The 18665-nt window shown below is 72.4% G+C and carries 15 protein-coding genes and 1 pseudogene; 9 read left to right on the plus strand and 7 right to left on the minus strand.

The window, feature by feature from the left end; genetic code table 11:
- Positions 1-339: 339 nt before the first annotated feature.
- A complete protein-coding gene (locus I6A60_RS31110; protein WP_041259107.1) occupies positions 340-744 on the minus strand; it encodes a secondary thiamine-phosphate synthase enzyme YjbQ in 405 nt (134 codons plus the stop codon).
- Between the two features lie 376 nt (positions 745-1120).
- On the opposite strand from I6A60_RS31110, the gene aceE reads away from it, so the two are divergent.
- A complete protein-coding gene (aceE, locus tag I6A60_RS31115; protein ID WP_203024696.1) occupies positions 1121-3922 on the plus strand; it encodes a pyruvate dehydrogenase (acetyl-transferring), homodimeric type in 2802 nt (933 codons plus the stop codon).
- 651 nt (positions 3923-4573) lie between these two features.
- On the plus strand, positions 4574-5416 hold the full coding sequence (locus tag I6A60_RS31120; protein WP_203024697.1) for a hypothetical protein: 843 nt from the start codon (positions 4574-4576) through the stop codon (positions 5414-5416).
- A 127-nt stretch (positions 5417-5543) separates the two neighbouring features.
- On the opposite strand, the pseudogene I6A60_RS44240 reads toward I6A60_RS31120, so the two are convergent.
- A pseudogene (locus tag I6A60_RS44240) lies at positions 5544-5729 on the minus strand (DUF5999 family protein); the annotation flags it as partial.
- A gap of 708 nt (positions 5730-6437) precedes the next feature.
- On the opposite strand from I6A60_RS44240, the gene I6A60_RS31130 reads away from it, so the two are divergent.
- The 4 genes from I6A60_RS31130 to I6A60_RS31145 all read left to right on the plus strand — a co-directional run bounded on the left by I6A60_RS31130 (position 6438) and on the right by I6A60_RS31145 (position 10156).
- A complete protein-coding gene (locus I6A60_RS31130) occupies positions 6438-8330 on the plus strand; it encodes a hypothetical protein (protein WP_203042777.1) in 1893 nt (630 codons plus the stop codon).
- A 97-nt stretch (positions 8331-8427) separates the two neighbouring features.
- A complete protein-coding gene (locus I6A60_RS31135; RefSeq protein WP_238436628.1) occupies positions 8428-8838 on the plus strand; it encodes a CoA-binding protein in 411 nt (136 codons plus the stop codon).
- A gap of 86 nt (positions 8839-8924) precedes the next feature.
- Entirely contained in the window at positions 8925-9632 is a 708-nt protein-coding gene (locus tag I6A60_RS31140; protein ID WP_203023798.1) for an HAD family phosphatase, read from the plus strand.
- Between the two features lie 164 nt (positions 9633-9796).
- Positions 9797-10156 (plus strand): type II toxin-antitoxin system RelE/ParE family toxin, encoded by a 360-nt coding sequence (locus I6A60_RS31145; protein ID WP_013423015.1) that lies wholly within the window; start codon positions 9797-9799, stop codon positions 10154-10156.
- 138 nt (positions 10157-10294) lie between these two features.
- Here the strand turns inward: I6A60_RS31145 and I6A60_RS31150 are convergent, their stop codons facing one another.
- The 3 genes from I6A60_RS31150 to I6A60_RS31160 all read right to left on the minus strand — a co-directional run bounded on the left by I6A60_RS31150 (position 10295) and on the right by I6A60_RS31160 (position 14155).
- A complete protein-coding gene (locus I6A60_RS31150; protein WP_203023799.1) occupies positions 10295-11095 on the minus strand; it encodes a DUF6585 family protein in 801 nt (266 codons plus the stop codon).
- A 432-nt stretch (positions 11096-11527) separates the two neighbouring features.
- Positions 11528-12109 carry a TerD family protein gene (locus tag I6A60_RS31155; RefSeq protein WP_203023800.1) on the minus strand — a complete coding sequence of 194 codons (582 nt, stop codon included), beginning with the start codon at positions 12107-12109 and terminating at the stop codon, positions 11528-11530.
- 972 nt (positions 12110-13081) lie between these two features.
- Positions 13082-14155 (minus strand): hypothetical protein, encoded by a 1074-nt coding sequence (locus I6A60_RS31160; RefSeq protein WP_238436629.1) that lies wholly within the window; start codon positions 14153-14155, stop codon positions 13082-13084.
- A gap of 517 nt (positions 14156-14672) precedes the next feature.
- Here I6A60_RS31160 and I6A60_RS31165 point away from each other — a divergent pair.
- Both I6A60_RS31165 and I6A60_RS31170 read left to right on the plus strand, forming a co-directional pair.
- Positions 14673-15125 (plus strand): MaoC family dehydratase N-terminal domain-containing protein, encoded by a 453-nt coding sequence (locus I6A60_RS31165; protein WP_203023802.1) that lies wholly within the window; start codon positions 14673-14675, stop codon positions 15123-15125.
- Positions 15122-15586, plus strand: coding sequence for a MaoC/PaaZ C-terminal domain-containing protein (locus I6A60_RS31170; RefSeq protein ID WP_203023803.1), 465 nt, complete (start codon positions 15122-15124; stop codon positions 15584-15586). The genes I6A60_RS31165 and I6A60_RS31170 overlap by 4 nt, the downstream gene beginning before the upstream one ends.
- A gap of 84 nt (positions 15587-15670) precedes the next feature.
- Here the strand turns inward: I6A60_RS31170 and I6A60_RS31175 are convergent, their stop codons facing one another.
- On the minus strand, positions 15671-16858 hold the full coding sequence (locus I6A60_RS31175; protein WP_203013379.1) for an acyl-CoA dehydrogenase family protein: 1188 nt from the start codon (positions 16856-16858) through the stop codon (positions 15671-15673).
- 348 nt (positions 16859-17206) lie between these two features.
- Between I6A60_RS31175 and I6A60_RS31180 the strand changes: the two genes are divergently transcribed.
- Complete coding sequence (locus I6A60_RS31180; protein ID WP_203013358.1) at positions 17207-18145, plus strand: SDR family oxidoreductase; 939 nt, start codon at positions 17207-17209, stop codon at positions 18143-18145.
- A gap of 53 nt (positions 18146-18198) precedes the next feature.
- On the opposite strand, the gene I6A60_RS44245 is transcribed toward I6A60_RS31180, so the two are convergent.
- Positions 18199-18501 carry a lycopene cyclase domain-containing protein gene (locus tag I6A60_RS44245; protein ID WP_203013355.1) on the minus strand — a complete coding sequence of 101 codons (303 nt, stop codon included), beginning with the start codon at positions 18499-18501 and terminating at the stop codon, positions 18199-18201.
- Positions 18502-18665 lie beyond the last annotated feature (164 nt).

Below are 18665 nucleotides of genomic sequence, written 5' to 3' on the forward strand. Positions count from 1 at the left end.
CCCGCGCGTCCCGGTCGGACAAACCCATCGGCCCTACTGGCCGTGAGCCCCGCCGTGGCCTAAGTCCACCGGACCATGTGGTGGCAGCGCAAGTGCCACGCCCGGTGGGCACATCGATCTCGCTTGACCGGACCGCGCGGAACCAGGGAAGTCCGCGCCCGACAGGCCGCTGCGCGCGGCCGAACGGGCACGGTGGACCGCTGGCCGGGCCCAGGTCCGTTCGGGCCGGGCGGGTCGCTGCGAGCCGCGAATCCCACGTCGTGGGCATGACGTATTGCCTACACCTCCGGAGACCGTTCCGACAGTGTTACCGGATGGAGGAACCGGCGCCGCCAACGATCAGCCCGTTAGGAACGAGAACCGGACGGTTCGGTCAGGATTGTCCACGTTCAGGTCAACGAGAGCGATCGACTGCCAGGTTCCCAGGGCGAGCCGGCCGGCGAACACCGGGACGGTCAGCGACGGCGGGATGATGGCCGGCATGACGTGCGAGCGCCCGTGCCCCGGTGTGCCGTGCGCGTGCCGCCAGCGGCCGTCAGCGGGCAGCAGGTCGGCCAGCGCGGCCAGCAGGTCGTCGTCGCTGCCGGCCCCGAGCTCGAGAATCGCGACGCCAGCCGTCGCGTGCGGCACGAAGACTGACAGCAGCCCGTCCCCGCGGCCGGCGACGAACCGGCTCGCCTCGCCGGTCAGGTCGTGGACCCGTTCCTGCCGCCCGGTCCGGACCGTCACCGTCGTCGTCTCCACCCCCGCATCATCCTGCGTCCCCGGTGAACGCCCCGGGCCGGTCCGGCCCGCCGCCACGGTCAGCGCCGCCTCGGTGCGCGAGGCTTCGGTCGGTAGCGAGCCCCCGGTCGGTGAGACCCCGGTCAGCGAGGTCTCAGGCGGCGGGAGCAAGTCCGTACCGACCGGGCGCGACGGGGCATACGGTGGTGAGCAGCTCACGTTGTTTTCACTGAACAGTTTCGTTGACGTTCGTCACAGTCGACGCGACGGAACTCGGCGGTAACCGGGGTGTGCGTGACGTCTTCGACGGCACGGAGCACCATGGCGTCAGCATGTCCGTACCCGGGCACGACCTGCCCGGGCCGGCCAGCATCCGAGGGCTAGGAGCAGAGGAAAAGTGGCACAGGAGAGCAACCGGAAGTTCTCGGTCATTACCGACGGACTGCCAAGCCAGCTGCCTGACGTGGATCCGTCGGAAACGAGCGAATGGCTCGAGTCCCTCGACGCGGTCATCGCCGAGCAGGGGCGTGGCCGCGCACGTTTCCTCATGCTCAAGCTCTTGGAACGCGCCAGGGCCAACGCGGTCGGCGTCCCGTCGCTGACCAGCACCGACTACATCAACACGATCCCGCCGGAGCAGGAGCCCTGGTTCCCCGGCGACGAGCACGTGGAACGGCGCATCCGCGCCTACATCCGGTGGAACGCCGCCATCATGGTGAGCCGCGCCAACCGGCCCGAGTACAACGTCGGCGGGCATATCGCCACGTACGCGTCGAGCGCGAGCCTCTACGAGGTCGGCTTCAACCATTTCTTCCGCGGCAAGGACCACCTGAGCTACTCCCCCGGCTCCAGTTCGGGCGACCAGGTGTTCATTCAGGGACACGCCTCCCCCGGTATCTACGCCCGCGCTTTCCTCGAGGGCCGGCTCACCGAGACGGAGCTGGACGCGTTCCGGCGGGAAGGCGCCCCGGGCGGCCTTTCGTCGTACCCGCACCCCCGGCTGATGCCGGAATTCTGGGAGTTCCCGACCGTGTCGATGGGCCTCGGCCCGCTGGACGCGATCTACCAGGCCCGGTTCAACCGCTACCTGCACAACCGGCAGATCAAGGACACGTCCGGCAGCAAGGTCTGGGCGTTCCTGGGTGACGGCGAGATGGACGAGCCCGAGTCCCTCGGCGCGCTCGGCATCGCCGCCCGCGAGGAGCTCGACAACCTGATCTTCGTGGTGAACTGCAACCTGCAGCGCCTCGACGGCCCCGTCCGCGGCAACGGCAAGATCATGCAGGAGTTGGAGTCGTTCTTCCGCGGCGCGGGCTGGAACGTCATCAAGGTCGTCTGGGGCCGCGACTGGGACCCGCTGCTGGCCCAGGACACCGACGGCGCCCTCGTGAACAAGATGAACGAGACGCCGGACGGCCAGTTCCAGACCTACTCGACCTCGTCCGGCGACTACATCCGGGAGAACTTCTTCGGCTCGGACGCCCGGCTGCGCCGGATGGTCTCCGGCCGTTCCGACGACGACCTGCGCAAGCTGTCCCGCGGCGGCCACGACTACCGCAAGCTCTACGCCGCCTACAAGGCCGCGACGGAGCACGAGGGCCAGCCGACGGTGATCCTCGCGCACACCATCAAGGGCTGGACGCTGGGCAAGGACTTCGAGGCCCGCAACGCCACCCACCAGATGAAGAAGCTCACGAAGGCCGAGCTGAAGGAGTTCCGCGACCGGCTCTACCTGGAGATCCCGGACTCGGCGCTGGAGGGCGACCTGCCGCCCTACTACCACCCGGGGCCGGACTCCGAGGAGATCCAGTACATGAAGGAGCGGCGGGCCTCTCTCGGCGGCTCGCTGCCGCGCCGGGTGACCCGCGCGAAGGCGCTCACGCAGCCGCCAGCGTCGCTGTTCGACATCCTGCGCAAGGGCTCCGGCAAACAGCCGGTCGCGACGACGATGGCGTTCGTGCGGCTGTTGAAGGACCTCATGAAGACCAAGGAGATGGGCGCCCGTTTCGTGCCCGTCATCCCGGACGAGGCCCGCACGTTCGGCATGGACGCGATGTTCCCGACGGCGAAGATCTACTCGCCGCACGGCCAGCAGTACGAGGCCGTCGACCGGGACCTGTTGCTGTCCTACCAGGAGTCCCAGCAGGGCCAGATGCTGCACGAGGGCATCAGCGAGGCCGGCTCGATGGGCTCGGTGATCGCCGCTGGCACGTCCTACGCGACACACGCCCAGCACATGATCCCGGTCTACGTCTTCTACTCGATGTTCGGCTTCCAGCGGACCGGCGACCAGATGTGGGCGTTCGGCGACCAGCTGGGCCGTGGCTTCCTGCTCGGCGCCACCGCGGGGCGCACCACGCTCAACGGTGAGGGCCTCCAGCACCAGGACGGCCACTCGCTGCTGCTGGCGTCGACGAACCCGGCCTGCGTGGCCTACGACCCCGCGTTCGGCTTCGAGATCGCGCACATCACCCGCGACGCGCTGGACCGGATGTACGGCGAGCGCGACGAGAGCGTCTTTTACTACCTGTCGGTCTACAACGAGCCGTACCCGCAGCCGGCCGAGCCGGCGGGCCTCGACCCGGCCCAGGTCATCGCCGGCATGTACCGGTTCCGAGCCGCCGAGGACGCCGGCACGTCGATCGCGCCGACCCCCGGCCGGGACGCCGCGCCCCGCGCGCAGCTGCTGGCCAGCGGCGTCGGGATGCGTTGGGCGCTGACGGCACAGGAACTACTGGCCACCGAGTTCGGCGTCGCGGCGGACGTCTGGTCGGTGACCTCCTGGAACGAGCTGCGCAAGGACGCGCTCGGCTCCGAGCGGGCGAACCTGCTCAACCCGGAGCAGCCGGAGAGCGTTCCTTACGTGACGCGGATGCTCGCGGACGCGCAGGGCCCGGTGATCGCGGTCAGCGACTGGATGCGGGCGGTTCCGGACCAGATCGCCCGCTGGGTGCCGCAGCCCTACACCTCGCTCGGCACCGACGGCTACGGCCGGTCGGACACCCGGGCGGCGCTGCGCCGGCACTTCAACGTGGACGCCGAGTCAATCGTCGTGGCGACCCTGGAGTCGCTGGTACGGGCGGGCCAGATCAAGGCCAGCGTCGTCGAGGAGGCCATCGCCCGCTACGACCTGCGCGGCGAGTCCACCGTGGCCGGCACCCCCGCCGGCGAGGCCGACGACCGGCCGATCTCGGGCTAGGCAGACGCTCCGCGCCCGCCTGCCGGGCGCGGAGCGCCCTGCGAACGCTGTTCCTCCCGGGCGGAGCCGCCTCGGCGCGGTACCGCCGCGCCGCGGGGCCTGATGACTCCCTGTGACGAGGTCCGGCGGGTCGAGGGTTCCGGGTGGTGGCCAGTACGGCATAGATCGACACGCGGACGCAGGGCTGGTCGACGCAGAGTCCCTTGCTGTGCACGTGCCGCCTTCATGGCCAGGGCCACTGGTCGGCTCCGGCCTCACCACGCCGAGATTGGCTACTATGAGTATCCGTCGGGCGGTAGGCGTCCCGGCTCATCGGCCCGATGAGCCCGGATGGTCCGCGGACAGCACAGTCGGCCGGTTTGGGTGCGATGAGATCGGCGCCGCACTACGCTGACGAGGCTGACGCTCAGTGTTCATGGGGCCTGATGCCCGGTGTTCATGGAGCAGAGAGCCTCGGCGACGCGGCGTCCTTGGTCGCGTCCTCGCTGAGCCGTCGGAGCCTCCGGGCCTGGCGGCGGATGGTTCGCATCCGCGGCGAGGGAGCGCTCGACGGGGAAGCGCCTATGGCGAGGAGGACCACGTGAAGGCTGCGGTGACGGATAACCGTCCGACCACCCACATCCAGGTGGGCGCGGCGAGCGGAGTGTCCGCGTGATCCTGCGGGCCCGCCGTGTCGAACGGCTCGAGGAGCACCCGAACCTGCGCGGCATCCTGGGCATTCTGGCCCAGCTCGTGCACACCAGCGACGACGAGCTGATCCGGCTCGCCGCCGAGTGGCGCAACTCGTCGGCGCTCGCCGGTGCCCGGGACCGGGCGCTCTCACCCGAGTCGCCGCTGGTCGTCGAGGTCCTGGCCGCGTTCGACGCGCTGTCCGCGATCTACGCGGACGACCTGTCCGGCGCCGACTACGTGTCGGTCGATCCGACGGTCACCGCGACGGCGCTGCGCTCCATGCGTGACGCCCTGGCCGCTGCCTATGCCCGCCCGATCCTGTCGCGCTCGGAGTACGCCGGGCTGATGCGTCCCTGGCGGGCGGTGTACCCGCGGGTGCGCTCGCACGAACCCGATCTGGGCCCGTCGGCCGCGGACGTGAAACGAGTGCTGGCGGCGCTGCCGAAGCTGGCGGTCCGCTGCCACGACACGCGCAGCTCCGAGGTCTTCGAAGGGCTGCTGGTCTCGGCGCTGACCCGCGACGAGTCCGACCACCAGGAGGCGATGGACGCCGCGTTCGGCACGGCCGTGCTGACCGGCCGCCGCCGGGTGTGGACCCTGGTGCGCCGCAGCGCGGCCGAGGGCTTCTGGCGGCCCTGTCAGGACTGCCGTGGTGGGGCGCTGCTGCCCGCGGACCCGTCGTCGGAGGCGCGGGTCATGGAGCTGTGCGCCGATCTGGCCTGCGCGCTACTGGTCGAGGACCTGCTCGACCCGGTGCTGTGTGCCCGGCTGACGACCCCGCTGGCCGCGCTGATCCCGCTCCAGGACCACTCGGTTCGCTAACCCGCCGGGAGGCGGGCAAAAAAGATCCCGCCGGTCCTGTCGGCGTCGCTCCACGGCCGTCTCAGACGGCGGCGGGCACGCCTGTCGTCGAACGGCGGGGAGCCGGCGGCCGTGCCACGCGGGACCCGGCGGACCGCGCCGGCCCGCGGCGGGGCTCCACCGTCCAGCCGGTCGGGAGGATCTCGCCGGTGTCCTCGAAGAGGATCACCCCGTTGCACAGCAGGCTCCAGCCCTGGCCCGGATGGGTGCGCACGGACCGGGCCGCGTCTCGGTCGAGCGCCTCGGCCGTCGGACAGGCGGGTTGATGCTCACAGGGGTGACCGGCGGGGCCATGTCGGGCCTCGTCGTCACTGGGCGTAGGGGCGGAGCGATGGGCAGAGGCAGCGGCGGCTGAGGAGTCGCCGCTAGCGGCGCCCACCCTCGCCGCCAGCTCTGAAGAACTCACCTGCACAGGCAACAGACGTTACGCCTACCGGTTAGAGCCGTCACAACGACCTGCTGCCTGCGCCCCCGGCGTGTTTGCATGGTGGGTTCCAAACTGGCTTAAAGAGGGGTACCGGACGCTCGGCCAGCCCTCACCGAGGGTGTCCGTAGACCCGACAGTGACCGTCGATTGACTACTGTGCGTAGCCAACGGCGGGACCACAGCGAAGGTGGCGACACCGCCGCCTCGCCCGCGACGTGACGCGAACCCGACAGCCCAGCCTGAGCGGCTCGCCGCCGACGGCCGGCGCCGCCCCGTTCTTTCGCTGGTCAGGGCACGGCCGGCCGGGCCGCGGGAGAAACCAGGCCAAACCGCCAGAAGAACATCGCGAGCACAAGGCGGGCCGCACCGATTGGTCGCGCCGCGCGCCGACGGTAGGTTACCGACCTGCCGCCCTACGACACGCCACGGCCGCCGCCGAGGTGGGAGCGCGCCACCTGGTGACGGGCGGTCATGGGGACGTGATCGAGACGCGCGGACGCGTGGGTCGGCCCGGGGACGACGGTCCTCGGCGGGGAGAACGGTGGAGGGCCCGCAATGACCACCGACGCCGTGGCGACGGGCCCGGACGGGCACGACGCCCGCGCGGCGGCGACGCGTGACGGCCCGACAGGCGACGAGCCCACGCTGCTGGGCGTGACGGCCCTCCCCAGGACGGCCGTCGGCGCCCCGGCGGGCGACGGGCCGCTGGCCGGCCCACGCCGCCCGATGTGGGCTCGGCTGGGGACTGGCGCGCGGCGGCACTGGCTGTTCGCGATCCTGCTCGCCGTCGGCGCGGCCCTGCGGGTGCTGGTGATGTACGCCTACCGGCCGGCGTTCGAGTTCTCCGGGGACTCCTACGCGTACCTGACGCTCGCCCACCTGTCGCGGCCGGACCCGATGCGGCCCGCCGGCTACCCGCTGCTGCTGCGACTGCTCGGCGACGTGGGACTGCTCGGCGGCACGGGCCACCTCGTCTTGGTGCCGGCCGTCCAGCACGTCGCCGGGCTGGCCATCGCCGTGGCGCTGTACGCGCTGCTGGTGCGCCGCCGGGCCCACCCGGTGGTCGCGGCGCTGGCCACCGCTCCGGTGCTGCTGGACGCCTACCAGCTCGACATCGAGCACTTCGTCATGGCGGAGACGCTCTTCCTGGCGCTGCTGGTCGCTGCCCTGGTGGCGCTGCTCTGGTCGCCGCGGCCGTCGGTACTCGCGTGTGGGCTGGCCGGCGGGCTGCTCGCCGGGGCCGGGCTGGTACGGACCCTCGGTGTCGTGCTCGGCGTGCTGGCGCTGGCCTACGTGCTGGTCCGGCGGATGGGCTGGCTGCGGCTCGCGGCGTTCTCGGTGGTCCTCGCCGCGCCGCTGGCGGCCTACGCGGGCTGGTTCCACAGCTACCACGGCAGCTACACACTGACCGGGGGCGACTCCGCCTGGCTGTACGGCAGGGTCGCGCCGATCGCGGACTGCTCCAGGCTGGACCTGACGACGGAGCAGCTCGGCCTCTGCTCGCCGCACTCGCCGGCAGCCCGGCCCGGCCCGAACTACTACGTCTGGGCCGACACCAGCCCCCGGTTCCAGCTGACGGGCAGCGAGCAGCACAAGAACGCGGTGATGGCGGACTTCGCCCACCAGGTGATCCTGCGCCAGCCGGCGGACTACGCCCGGATGGTCGCCGCCGACGTCGGGCACTACTTCCTGCCCGGCCGGAGCACCGGCTACCGCGACTGGCCGGTCGGCTCGTGGCAGTTCCCGACCGCGGACCCGCCGTACTACTGGCACACCAGCGTGCCGCTGCTCGACCTCGACGGCGGGCACCCGGCCCGGGTGATCAACGAGCCCGCGGCCGGCTGGCTGCGCGCCTACCAGCGGTTCGCCTACACGCCAGGCCCGCTGCTCGCGGTTCTCGTCGTGCTCGCCCTCGTCGCGACCGGCCTCGGCCTCCCGCGCCCCCGCCTGTCCGGCCGGGGGCTGCGCCGGCCGTGGGCGCTGGACGGGCCGCCAGCGGTCGTCGCGACCGCGTCCTACGCCGAACCCGGGCCAGGCCCCCGGCGCGCCACCAGGCCCGCGTTGGAGGGCTTGGCGGCCCTCGGGCTCAGCGAGCCCTTCATCGCCGACCCGGCGACCACCGCCCGGACGCAGGGCGACGGCGGGCCGGCGCGGCGCGGCGACGGCCCCTCCCTCCCGTCCCGGCGGGCCGAACGGCGCGCCGCGCGCAAGCACCGCCGGGCCAACCAGGACCCGGTCGTCGCCGAGCGCCGACGGCTCAGCGCCGACTGCGCGCTGCTGGTCGCCCTGGGCGTCACGGTGCTCGTCGTCCCGTCGGCGACGGTCTGCTTCGACTACCGCTACCTGCTGCCGGTACTGGTCCTCTTTCCGCCCGCCGCGGCCCTCGCGATCCGCCAGTTCGTCCTGTCCCGGCGGCCCGACCCGCCGCCGCCCCGCCGGCTCGGCTGACTCTCCGGCACCGACCTGACCCCGGCCGCTCCCACCCGGGCGGCTGGACGGCGCGGCGCGTGGGATGACGCGGCCGGCCGCGGTGGTTGCCCCGGACATGCGTTACGGAGACGACGAGACAGTCCGCGGGATGCTGGCCGACACCCACACCTGGGCGGTCGTCGGGCTGTCGACCAACACGAGCCGGGTCGCCTACCAGATCGCGCAGTACCTGCGGGAGCACGGCAAGCGGGTGATCCCGGTGCATCCGTCGAAGCCGACGATCGCCGGCGAGCAGGGCTACGCGACGGTGACCGACATCCCGTTCCCGGTCGACGTCGTGGACGTGTTCGTCCGCTCGGAGCTCGCCGGCCCGGTGGTCGACGACGCGATCGCCGCCGGGGCCAAGGGCGTCTGGCTGCAACTGGGCGTGCGCGACGAGGCGGCGGCGGCCCGCGCCGAGCGGGCCGGCCTGCGGGTCGTCATGGACACCTGTCCCAAGATCGAGGCTCCGCTCGTCGGCTGGTAGCCGGCTCGCCCGGCCCACGGCCCATCCGGTCCACGGGCCGCCCGGCCGTCAGCCCGCCAGGTGGGCCGAGGCGCGACGATGGAGCCATGACGGCGGACGGCGTGGCGGCGGACGGCGGCGAGACGGGCGGGCGCTCCGGCGGCCCGTCCGCGGTGATCTTCGATCTCGACGGTGTGCTGATCGACTCCGAGCAGGTCTGGGATGAGATCCGCAGACGGCTGGTCGCCGAGCGCGGCGGGACCTGGCTGCCGGACAGCACCCGGGCGATGATGGGCATGTCGACGCCGGAGTGGGCCGCCTACCTGGTCGGGCTGGGCATCGGGATGACGGCCGACGAGGTGGCCGACGAGGTGCTGCGCCGGCTCGGCGAGCGGTACGGCGAGGCGCCGCCGCTCATCGACGGGGCGGTCGACGCCGTGCGGGCGCTCGCCGCCCGGCTGCCGCTGGCCGTCGCGTCGTCGTCGCCACGGGTGATCATCGAGCGGGTGCTGCGCGCCGCCGGGCTCGCCGACGCGTTCCGGACGTTCGTCTCCTCCGAGGAGGTCGCCCGGGGCAAGCCCGCGCCGGACGTCTACCTGGAGGCCGCCCGCCGGCTCGGCATCGAGGCGAGCCGGTGCGTCGCCGTGGAGGACTCGACGAACGGCGTGCGTGCCGCTGCCGCCGCCGGCATGCCGGTGGTCGTCGTCCCGAACCCGCACTTCCCGCCGTCGGCCGAGGCGGTCGCGCTCGCCGCTGTCCGGGTCGAGCACATCGGTGATCTGACGCCGGCCACCGTCCGCGCCGCCTACGCCTAGCGCCGGGTCCGGCGTGGGAACCCGTGCCCCGGGCAGGGTGCGGCCGCGGCCGTGCTCTCGGCCAGGACGCGGACCGAAAGGGCCTGATTCACCTATGATCGGCTCGTGTCTGTTCCCCCCGCCGAGGCGCGACGCGCGCCGGCACCGTTCGGAATGGCCGGGGCGTGAGCGAGAAGTTCCGGATCGTGCTCGCCCCGTCGGCGCAGAAGGACCTCGAGCGGCTGCCCGAACTGGTCGCCGTCGACGTCCGGCGGTTCCTGGACGGCGCGCTGCTCCGGGATCCGTACAAGGCCGGCCGGCCACTCGGCGAGCAGACGGCCAAGACGGCCCGCAACCACGGCGAGCAGGGCGCGACCCCGTCGTCGACGATGTTCGAGGCGACCGAGCACCACTGGCGCATCCTCTACCGGGTCGACGCGAACACCCGCACGATCCGGGTCATGGTCGTCGGCCACCGTCCCCGGGTCGTGCGCCGGCTGGCTGAGCCGGGGTCCCGGCTCCCGTTCGTCGACCGCTTCCGCTGATCGGCCCGTTCCCGGCACGGACGAGGCCGGCGCCCGGGCCGCACCGGAGGTAGGCGAGGCCCGGAGGTCGGCACGGAGCGGCAACCCCCGGGCCTCGCGTCCGCGGCCCGGCTAGCGGGCGGCGAGGGCCGGGCCCGCTCACGACGCCTCGCGCGTCGGCTCCAGCTGGGCCAGCGCGTGCTGCCAGCTGGGCTGGCCGACCACCCGCTCGAACAGCCAGAAGAAGACCTGGAAGTCGAGCACCTTCTTCACCGGTCTCGCCAGCAGCGTCCCGCCCGACCGAGCGGTGATGGTCAGCACGCCCTTCGTGACGTCGGCGGCGGCGATCCCGGGCCAGGTCAGGTCCCGGCCGTCGACGCTGATCCCCGCCGGGCCCAGCGTGAAGGCGCCGAAATCGACATCCTGCCCGGCGCGCAGCCAGGCGATCCTGCTCGGAAGCTGCTGGGCGGCGATCCTGCCCTCGACGTGCCGGGGAAGCTTGTCGACGTCACGCGGGGCCGCGTTGAACGTCAACGAAATCCGGCGGCCCTGCGGCAGGTGGAACACGTAGCTGCCATACATTCCGGTATAGGAGCCGTTCACATACCGCTTCGTCCAGGAACTGCCGAGATGGACGACGTCCGACCAGGCAAACGCCCGGGGTGTTCTCCTCGTCAAGGACCGGGCGACAAGTCCGCCCTCGTGCACATAGGTCCACTCGACGGCCTTCACGCCCACCTGGATCAGGACGCCGCCGGCGCCCACGAACAGCACCCCGAGCACCGTGGCCAGCACCGTCAGGTCGGCGACGCACAATATGACGCCGAACGCGATCATGCCGACGCCCAGGACGGGCGGGACGACCGCCGACCAGCCCGGCGTGTGCCAGCTCTCCAGCCGGCCGAGGCCGCGGGCCTGCGCCGCCCGCGCCACCTCCGCCGGCGCCACCCTGTCCGCCACGGGAGCTCCCCAATCCACCCGGCCGGCCCCCCGCGAGCGGGGCCGTCACCGACCGCGCGGCCACGAAGGACCACCCGGCTTTCTGTCGGACTGGACGCTACCGGCGATTTCGCCGAATGACTTTCCCGTTTTCGGCAAAGAAGCCGTCAGAGAAAGGACAGTAAAGAACCGGTAATCGGACGGCCCGGTAAAACGATGAGGGTCGTCAGGCGACCGAGCTCTTCGGACGGCCGAGACCCACGGCAGCCCAGACCGTCAGACGACCCGGCCCGTCAGCGGCCTCGGCCGCCTGGCGGCCTTGCCGTCAGACGGTCCAGGCTCGGCAGGCAGGCTTGGCCGTCAGGCGGCCTTGGCTGTCAGGCGGCCTTGGCTGTCAGGCGAGCCGGTCGGCTGCCGGCCGGCGCCCGCCGGCCAGTCACGAGCCGCCCGGTCTCAGGCGACGTTGACGCCGAAGTCGACCGCGATGCCACGCAGGCCGGAGGCGTAGCCCTGGCCGACCGCGCGGAACTTCCACTCGCCGCCGTACCGGTACAGCTCGCCGAACAGCATCGCGGTCTCCGTCGACGCGTCCTCGGTGAGGTCGTACCGGGCGATCTCCAGGCCCGACGCGGAGTCGCTGACGCGGATGAACGCGTCCCGCACCTGGCCGAAGGTCTGGCGCCGCACCTCGGCCTCGTAGATCGACACGGCGAACACGACCTTCGAGGCCTGCGCGTTCAGGGTGCGCAGGTCGATGGTGATCTGCTCGTCGTCACCCCCGCCGCCGCCGACCAGGTTGTCGCCCAGATGCTGCACGCTGCCGTCCGGGCTGATCAGGTTGTTGAAGAAGACGAAGTACTGGTCGGACAGCACGCGGCCTCGGTCGTCCAGCACGATCGCGGAGGCGTCGAGGTCATACGCCGCCCCCGACGTCTGGCGCACCTGCCAGCCCAGGCCGACGGTGACTGCGGTCAGGTTCGGTGCGGCCTTGCTCAGCGAGACGTTGCCGCCCTTGGACAAAGACACGGAGGCCATGACCACAAAGCCTAGTACCGGCGATACAAATCGGACCCTGGTACCCGCCTAGCGGGAGCCAACAGTTCCAGGCACTTGTCCCACTCCCCAGTAGCTGATCACCGGAGCTTCCACGGTCGCGCCGGCTGGTCGGCGCCGGCGGTGGCGAGGGTGCGCCCGTCGACCGTGACCGCCACCGACCACACGACATCGTTGTGACCCGCGAGAGGTTGGCTCACCTGACGGGTCGGGGGACGATGCGGAGGCGGTCGTGGATGGCGGAATAGAACCGTCCTCACGCTCACGCTGGATGGCACGGACGATCCACGGGGAAAGAGGTCTAATCGAGTCCCGAATTGACAGGCAATCATTGCCCGAGCAATAACTCTCAAGGACCGAATCTGGCGTGATCCGGCGTTCGCGTCAAAGTCGCGGCCAGTCCGCAGGGGGCGCGGCCGGCCACCGACGAAGCCGGTCCGCGGCGCGGGAAGCCTTGGGCGACAGGGACTTGCCTTCGCATGAGAGTGCCGCCTGGCTCGGGGGGTACCAGGCGGCACTCTCCTTGGATGGTCGCACCTCGTCCGGATCCAGACAAGCCTCGATCGGCTTTTCCAGGCTATCGGGGACGCCCCCGTCAACGTTTCCACACAGCGCACCGGAGGACCACAACATAAGGCCTGAATAGTTGACCGTTCCACGCTGGAAACCATCGGTCCGGCGCTGAAGGCCCGCCAACCGGCCTCACCCAGGCGCTCGCCAGACCCGCGAGGAGTCGCCGCCGGCCCAGCCCAGCCGGCACCGTGACCCGCCAAGGTCAGCCCGTCGCCTTGATCACCGTTTCGGCCCTCTGGTGGTCGTTGCCGGGCCCGTTTCGTAGCCACCAGGAGGCGAAAGCGGCGATCAAGGCGACGGGCGAACGTCGGTGGGTCGCGGCGCTAGCCGCAGCTACGGTTCGGTCGAGCCGGCCGGGTGATCGGGAGGCCTGCAGCCCGGCTAACAGGCCGCGACGGTGAACGAGCCCTGCTGGGAGGCGGTCCGGCTGTTCAGGTCCTTGACGGTGATGGTGTAGCCCAGGGTGCCGGCGGGCGCCGGGCCGAGTGACGCGGTCCAGGTGGACTGGTCGTCGGTCGACGTGGCGAGCTGGAGGCTGAGCGTCGTCGTGCCGTCGGCGGTGGTGACCGTGACGGTTCCCCCGGCCATGCCGATCGCGTCCTGGACCTGCACCGTCAGCGGACCGGTGGCGGGCGCCTGGTCGGTGGCGCAGGCCTGCGGACGCAGCGCGGGCGGGGTCACGGAGAGGATCTTCGGGCCGGCGGTGACCGCGCCGGTGACCTGGATGGTGCCGCCGCCGCTGCCCGTCGCGACCGTCACGCTGATCGGGACGCTGATCTGACCCACCGGGGCCGCCGACCGGTCCAGGGTGATCACCAGCTCGGTCCGGAAACCGGGGTCGAGGTGGGTGGTCCGCGGGACCGCCGTGAGCCAGGACGGGAGGCCGCCGCCGATCCGGACATCGACGGCCGTGGTGCCCGTGGCGGTCAGGTCGACGCTGTCGGTCGAGTCGACGGACCCGAGATCGACGCTGGTCCGGCCGAGGGTGAGCACCGGGCCGGCGGGGCGCGGGCCCGGTTGGGTGACCTTGACGGCCGCGCTGGGCGGTGACGTCGGCGGCGGTGGCGCGGACGACAGCTGGCCGGGGAGGACCTCCTGGACCCCTGGGGCCGGACTGGCGACGCCGCCGGTCTCACCGGCCGGGGCCCCGCCCTGCGCCGGCGACGGCGCCACGACGGCGACCGGGTTGCTGGCGCCCGGCTGGCGGCCCGTCGAGCCGGAGCTCGCGGTGTCGGCGCGCCCGCCGTGGCCGCCCCGGCTGACCAGCGCGAAGCCGAGGATCCCGACGACGACGCCGAGGGCCACCAGGCAGCCGACGACGATCCGGCCCCACCGGATCGGCAGGATCCGGCCCGAGCGCCCCCAGGGTGACCGGTGCCGCCCGGGCGCCGGATCCGACCCGGGGTCGGAGCGCATCGCGAGTGGCACCGAGTGCGGGCCGGTCCGTGCGCCCATCGCGCGGACGCCCTCCGTACCGAACCTTCCGCCCGGATCGGTCCGGCTCGTCGGACTGTCACTGCCAACGGCGTTGCCGCGCCGGTTGAGGCCCCCGACGCGCTGCCGCTCCCCCGCCGATCGTTGCTCCATCGCCGCCAACCCTAGGGGCGCTCCCGGCGCACCGTGGGCGGATTGCTCGTTTCTGTGACCATCGTTCGGCGTGTCGGCCGGGCGTTGGGGCGTCTGGCCTGGTCGGACGCTTCGTGACTCGCGCCACCCGCGCCCGGCCCCGGACGTCCCGCGGTCAACGGTGGATGTCCGCCGCGTCAACGCGTGGTTTCGCGGCCACGTAGGCGATCTCGGTGCATTCGGGCCAACTCCATGGCAGCCTGGCATGACTCGATCCCGGCCGACCGGTCGGTCACCAACCTGGCGGGTCCCGACCATCCAGGGCCCGTCGGATCGCCTCGCGCCCCCACCCGGCCTGGCCGCGACCCGGCAGCCGGGCACCGCGCGGCGCGGGAAGGAGCCCTGAATGCCCGGCCCCGGATACACCATGGAGGTCGAGCTCGGCAAGATCCGCGAGTTCGCCCGAGCGACCAAGTCGAGCAATCCCGACTATCTGGCGGCCGAACGGCCGGTCTCCCCCGCCACCTTCCTCGCGACGTCAGCTCTCTGGTCCGCCGGCACGGGCTTCCCCTGGGACGAGATCGACGGCGGCAAGGACATCGAGCTCGGCCGGGTGCTGGACGGCGGCCAGGAGTTCGTCTTCCACGGCGAGCCGCCGCGCGCCGGCGCCCGGCTCGTCGCCCGGGCCCGGATCTGCGCCGACTACGTCAAGGAGGGCCGGCGCGGCGGCTCGATGCGGTTCATCGAGGTCGTCCACGAGTTCCGCACCCCGGACGGGCGCCCCGTCGCCGACCTGCGGAAGACCTTCATCGTCACCAGCCAGCCGCCGGCCCTGGCCGGCCAGGAGACCGACCGATGACGCCGGCCGCCGCCACCGCGGACCGGCACGCTCGGGCGCACACCGACTTGGCGCACACCGACTTAGCCGTCGGAGCCGGGCCGGCGCCGTTCGTCGACAGCCCGCTGACCCGCACCGACTTCGTCCGCTACCAGGGCGTCTCCGGCGACCTGAACCCGATCCACCACGACGAGGAGTTCGCCCGCGCCGCCGGCTTCCCGACGGTGTTCGCGGTCGGCATGCTGCAGGCCGGCATCCTCGGCACCTACGTGACGGACTGGCTCGGCGCGGCGAACCTGCGCCGCTTCACGGTCCAGTTCCGCGAGCAGGTCTGGCCGGGCGACGTGCTCACCTACACCGCGACCGTCACCGCGCTACGCGAGGAGGCCGGCCAACAGCTCGTCGACCTGGCCCTGCTCGTCACCCGCCAGACCGGCGGCGCCCACCTGCGCGGTGAGGCCACCTTCGTCCTGCCGGCCTGAGGGCGGCGGACCGCGTGCTGCCGCGTCCGCGGGCCTGCCCCGCCAGGCAGGCCCGCGGCGCGGCGCTCGACGACGGCCGGGCGGTCAGCCGCCGGCCTGGGCGAGCAGGCCCCGGGCGATGACGATCTGCTGGATCTGACTGGTGCCCTCGTAGATGCGGAACAGCCGCGCGTCCCGGTAGAAGCGCTCGACCGGCACGCCCCGGATGTAGCCCGAGCCGCCGTGGATCTGGACCGCGCGGTCGGCGATGCGCCCGACCGCCTCGGACGCGAAGTACTTCGCGCACGACGGGCCGATCCGCTTGTCGCTCCCGTCGTCGAACTTCGCCGCGACGTCGGACACCAGCGCCCGCGCGGCGTAGAGGTCGGTCGCCGAGTCGGCGATCAGCCCCTGGATGAGCTGGTGGGAACCGATCACCCCGCCGCCCTGCTCGCGGGTCGCCGCGTAGGCGACGGACTCGTCCACCAGCCGCTGGCTCATGCCGACACACAGCGCGGCGATGTGGATGCGGCCGTGCGCGAGGCAGCGCATCGCGGTCGCGTAGCCGCGGCCGACGCCGGCCTCGCCGCCGATCAGCACCGACGAGGGCACCCGGACGTTGTCGAAGTACACGTCCGCGGTCCAGGCGCCGGCCTGGCCCATCTTGTGGTCGCGCGGCCCCACCGACAGGCCCGGCGTGCCCTTCTCGACCATGAACGTGCTGATGCCACGGCTGGACGCGGCGTCCGGGTCGGTGCGCGCGAAGACCATGAAGACGTCGGCGAGCGGCGCGTTGGTGATGAACCGCTTGGAGCCGTTGATCACCCACTCGTCGCCATCGCGGACGGCGGCCGTGGTCAGGCCGGCCGGGTCGGACCCGGCGCCGGACTCGGTCAGCGCGAACGACGCGGTCCACTCGCCGGAGGCCACCTTCGGCAGCCAGGTCTTCTTCTGCTCCTCGGTCGCGCCCTCCAGCAGGACGTGACCCGCGATCCCGTTGTTGGTCCCGAACATCGACCGGAACGACGGCGTGGTGTAGCCCAGCTCGTAGACGAGCCGGACCTCCTCGCTCATCGACAGACCGAGCCCGCCGTAGATCTCGGGGATCGCGAACCCGAACAGGCCCATCTCGGCCGCGTCGGTCCGCAGCGAGGCGGGCATCGCGTCCGTCTCCTCGATCTCCGGCTCGAGCGGCACGACCCGCTCCTGCACGAACCGTCGTACCGAGGCCAAAACCTCGGTGAAGTCACTCTCCTGCACGGCACCCGTCCGAATCTGGTCTCGATCCAGCATCACGGCACACCTGCCCTCGGCCGGTCCCACCTGGGCGGAACGCGGCGAGAGCCCCGTGCGCCGGTGGATCCCGCAGCCGGCAGACCGGCCGCGCGACCCCACGGGATGCGCCGCGGTCCATCCTGCCTACCCGGACGCCCACACGCACATCGGGACGGCCCGGGACGACCAAGGTCACTTCCCCTTCGCTGGCCCGTGACCGCACGGCGCGACACGATGACACGGCCGCCTACCGCCCGGCGCAGCGGTCCGCGGGCCGGCGCAGCGCTCGGCCGCCAGCCGTCCGGGCGCATGATCGGTACCTAGCGAGAGATGGAACAGAAGACACGTGACTGAGGGAGTCCGGGCATGAGCGGGATCTGCGAGGGGCGCATCGTCGTCATCACCGGGGCGGGCGGCGGCATCGGCCGCCAGCACGCACTCGCGTTCGCCGCCGAGGGCGCGAGGGTCGTCGTCAACGACCTGGGCGGCTCCCGGGACGGCTCCGGTGCCTCCGCCGGCCCGGCCCAGGCCGTCGCCGAGGAGATCAGGGCAGCCGGCGGCGAGGCGGTCGCGCACACCGAGGACATCTCCAGCTGGGACGGCAGCCTGTCCCTGGTCCAGACGGCGGTCGACACGTTCGGCGGCCTGGACGTGGTGGTCAACAACGCCGGCATCCTGCGCGACCGGATGCTGACGAACATGACCGAGGCCGAGTGGGACGCCGTCATCAAGGTGCACCTGAAGGGCACCTTCGGCCCGGCGCACCACGCCGCCGCCTACTGGCGGGACCGGTCCAAGGCCGGCGAGGTCAACGACGCCCGCATCATCAACACCTCGTCGCCGTCGGGCATCTTCGGCAACGTAGGGCAGACGAACTACGGCGCCGCCAAGGCCGGCATCGCAGCGTTCACCGTCATCGCCGCGATGGAGCTGAGCCGCTACGGGGTCACCGTGAACGCGATCGCGCCGACCGCGCTGACCCGGATGACCGAGGACCTCGGCTTCGTCAAGAAGCAGGACGAGGACGCCAGGGAGGCCAGCCAGGACGAGGCCTGGAACCCGCTCGGCCCGGAGAACATCTCGCCGCTGGTCGTGTGGCTCGGCTCGCCGCAGTCGAACGCCGTCACCGGGCGGGTGTTCTCGGTCGCCGGCGGTTTCATCAGCGTCGCCGAGGGCTGGGTGAACGGCCCGTCGGTGGACCGGCAGGGCAAGTGGGAGCCGGGCGAGCTCGGCGAGGTCATCCCCGACCTGGTCGCCAAGGCCGCCACCAACGCGGACATGCAGGGCAACCGCCCCTCGGCCTGAGCCGACTCGTGGCCGGTGCCGGGTCCAGCGCCCGCCGCCGGCCACGCCGTGGGTCAGCGCCCGAACGCGCGCCGGCCCCACCAGACCCACCAGTCGAGCGTCCACAGGACCAGCGCGAAGCCGAAGAGCAGGTCCTCGACGGGCGCGAAGACCAGCCTCGGGCCGAGGATCGTGCCCGGGTCGTAGCGCACGACGCCGAACCCTGTGAGCACCCCGTTCGCGGCCAGCTGGCAGCCGACGATGATCGCGTAGGCGGTCCAGAACGCCTTCCGGCGCACCAGCCGCACCCGGAACACCCTCACGTCCGCCGTCACCGCCAGCACCACCCCGGCGACCGCGAGCGCGGTGTAGCTCACCGCGCCTCGTCCCCGGGCCCGTCGTCCTCCGCGGGCGCGGGGCCGCCGCGCCCGGTCCCGCCCGCCCCGCCGCGCGCCGCGCGCCCGGGCGACCGTGAGGGAGCCGCGGGCGATCGTCTGGTGGGCCAGCAGCGCGGTGATGACGGGCAGGTAGACCGCCATCG

It is taken from the genome of Frankia sp. AgB1.9, from assembly GCF_016786355.1.
GTDB lineage: Bacteria > Actinomycetota > Actinomycetes > Frankiales > Frankiaceae > Pseudofrankia.

Excerpts from the sequence above, each read along its gene's own strand:
- I6A60_RS31130 (WP_203042777.1), top strand. The coding sequence starts at position 6,438 with ATGACCACCGACGCCGTGGCGACGGGCCCGGACGGGCACGACGCCCGC.
- I6A60_RS31135 (WP_238436628.1), top strand. The coding sequence starts at position 8,428 with ATGCGTTACGGAGACGACGAGACAGTCCGCGGGATGCTGGCCGACACC.
- I6A60_RS31140 (WP_203023798.1), top strand. The coding sequence starts at position 8,925 with ATGACGGCGGACGGCGTGGCGGCGGACGGCGGCGAGACGGGCGGGCGC.
- I6A60_RS31155 (WP_203023800.1), bottom strand. The coding sequence starts at position 12,109 with ATGGCCTCCGTGTCTTTGTCCAAGGGCGGCAACGTCTCGCTGAGCAAG.
- I6A60_RS31160 (WP_238436629.1), bottom strand. The coding sequence starts at position 14,155 with ATGGGCGCACGGACCGGCCCGCACTCGGTGCCACTCGCGATGCGCTCC.
- I6A60_RS31165 (WP_203023802.1), top strand. The coding sequence starts at position 14,673 with ATGCCCGGCCCCGGATACACCATGGAGGTCGAGCTCGGCAAGATCCGC.
- I6A60_RS31170 (WP_203023803.1), top strand. The coding sequence starts at position 15,122 with ATGACGCCGGCCGCCGCCACCGCGGACCGGCACGCTCGGGCGCACACC.
- I6A60_RS31175 (WP_203013379.1), bottom strand. The coding sequence starts at position 16,858 with ATGCTGGATCGAGACCAGATTCGGACGGGTGCCGTGCAGGAGAGTGAC.
- I6A60_RS31180 (WP_203013358.1), top strand. The coding sequence starts at position 17,207 with ATGAGCGGGATCTGCGAGGGGCGCATCGTCGTCATCACCGGGGCGGGC.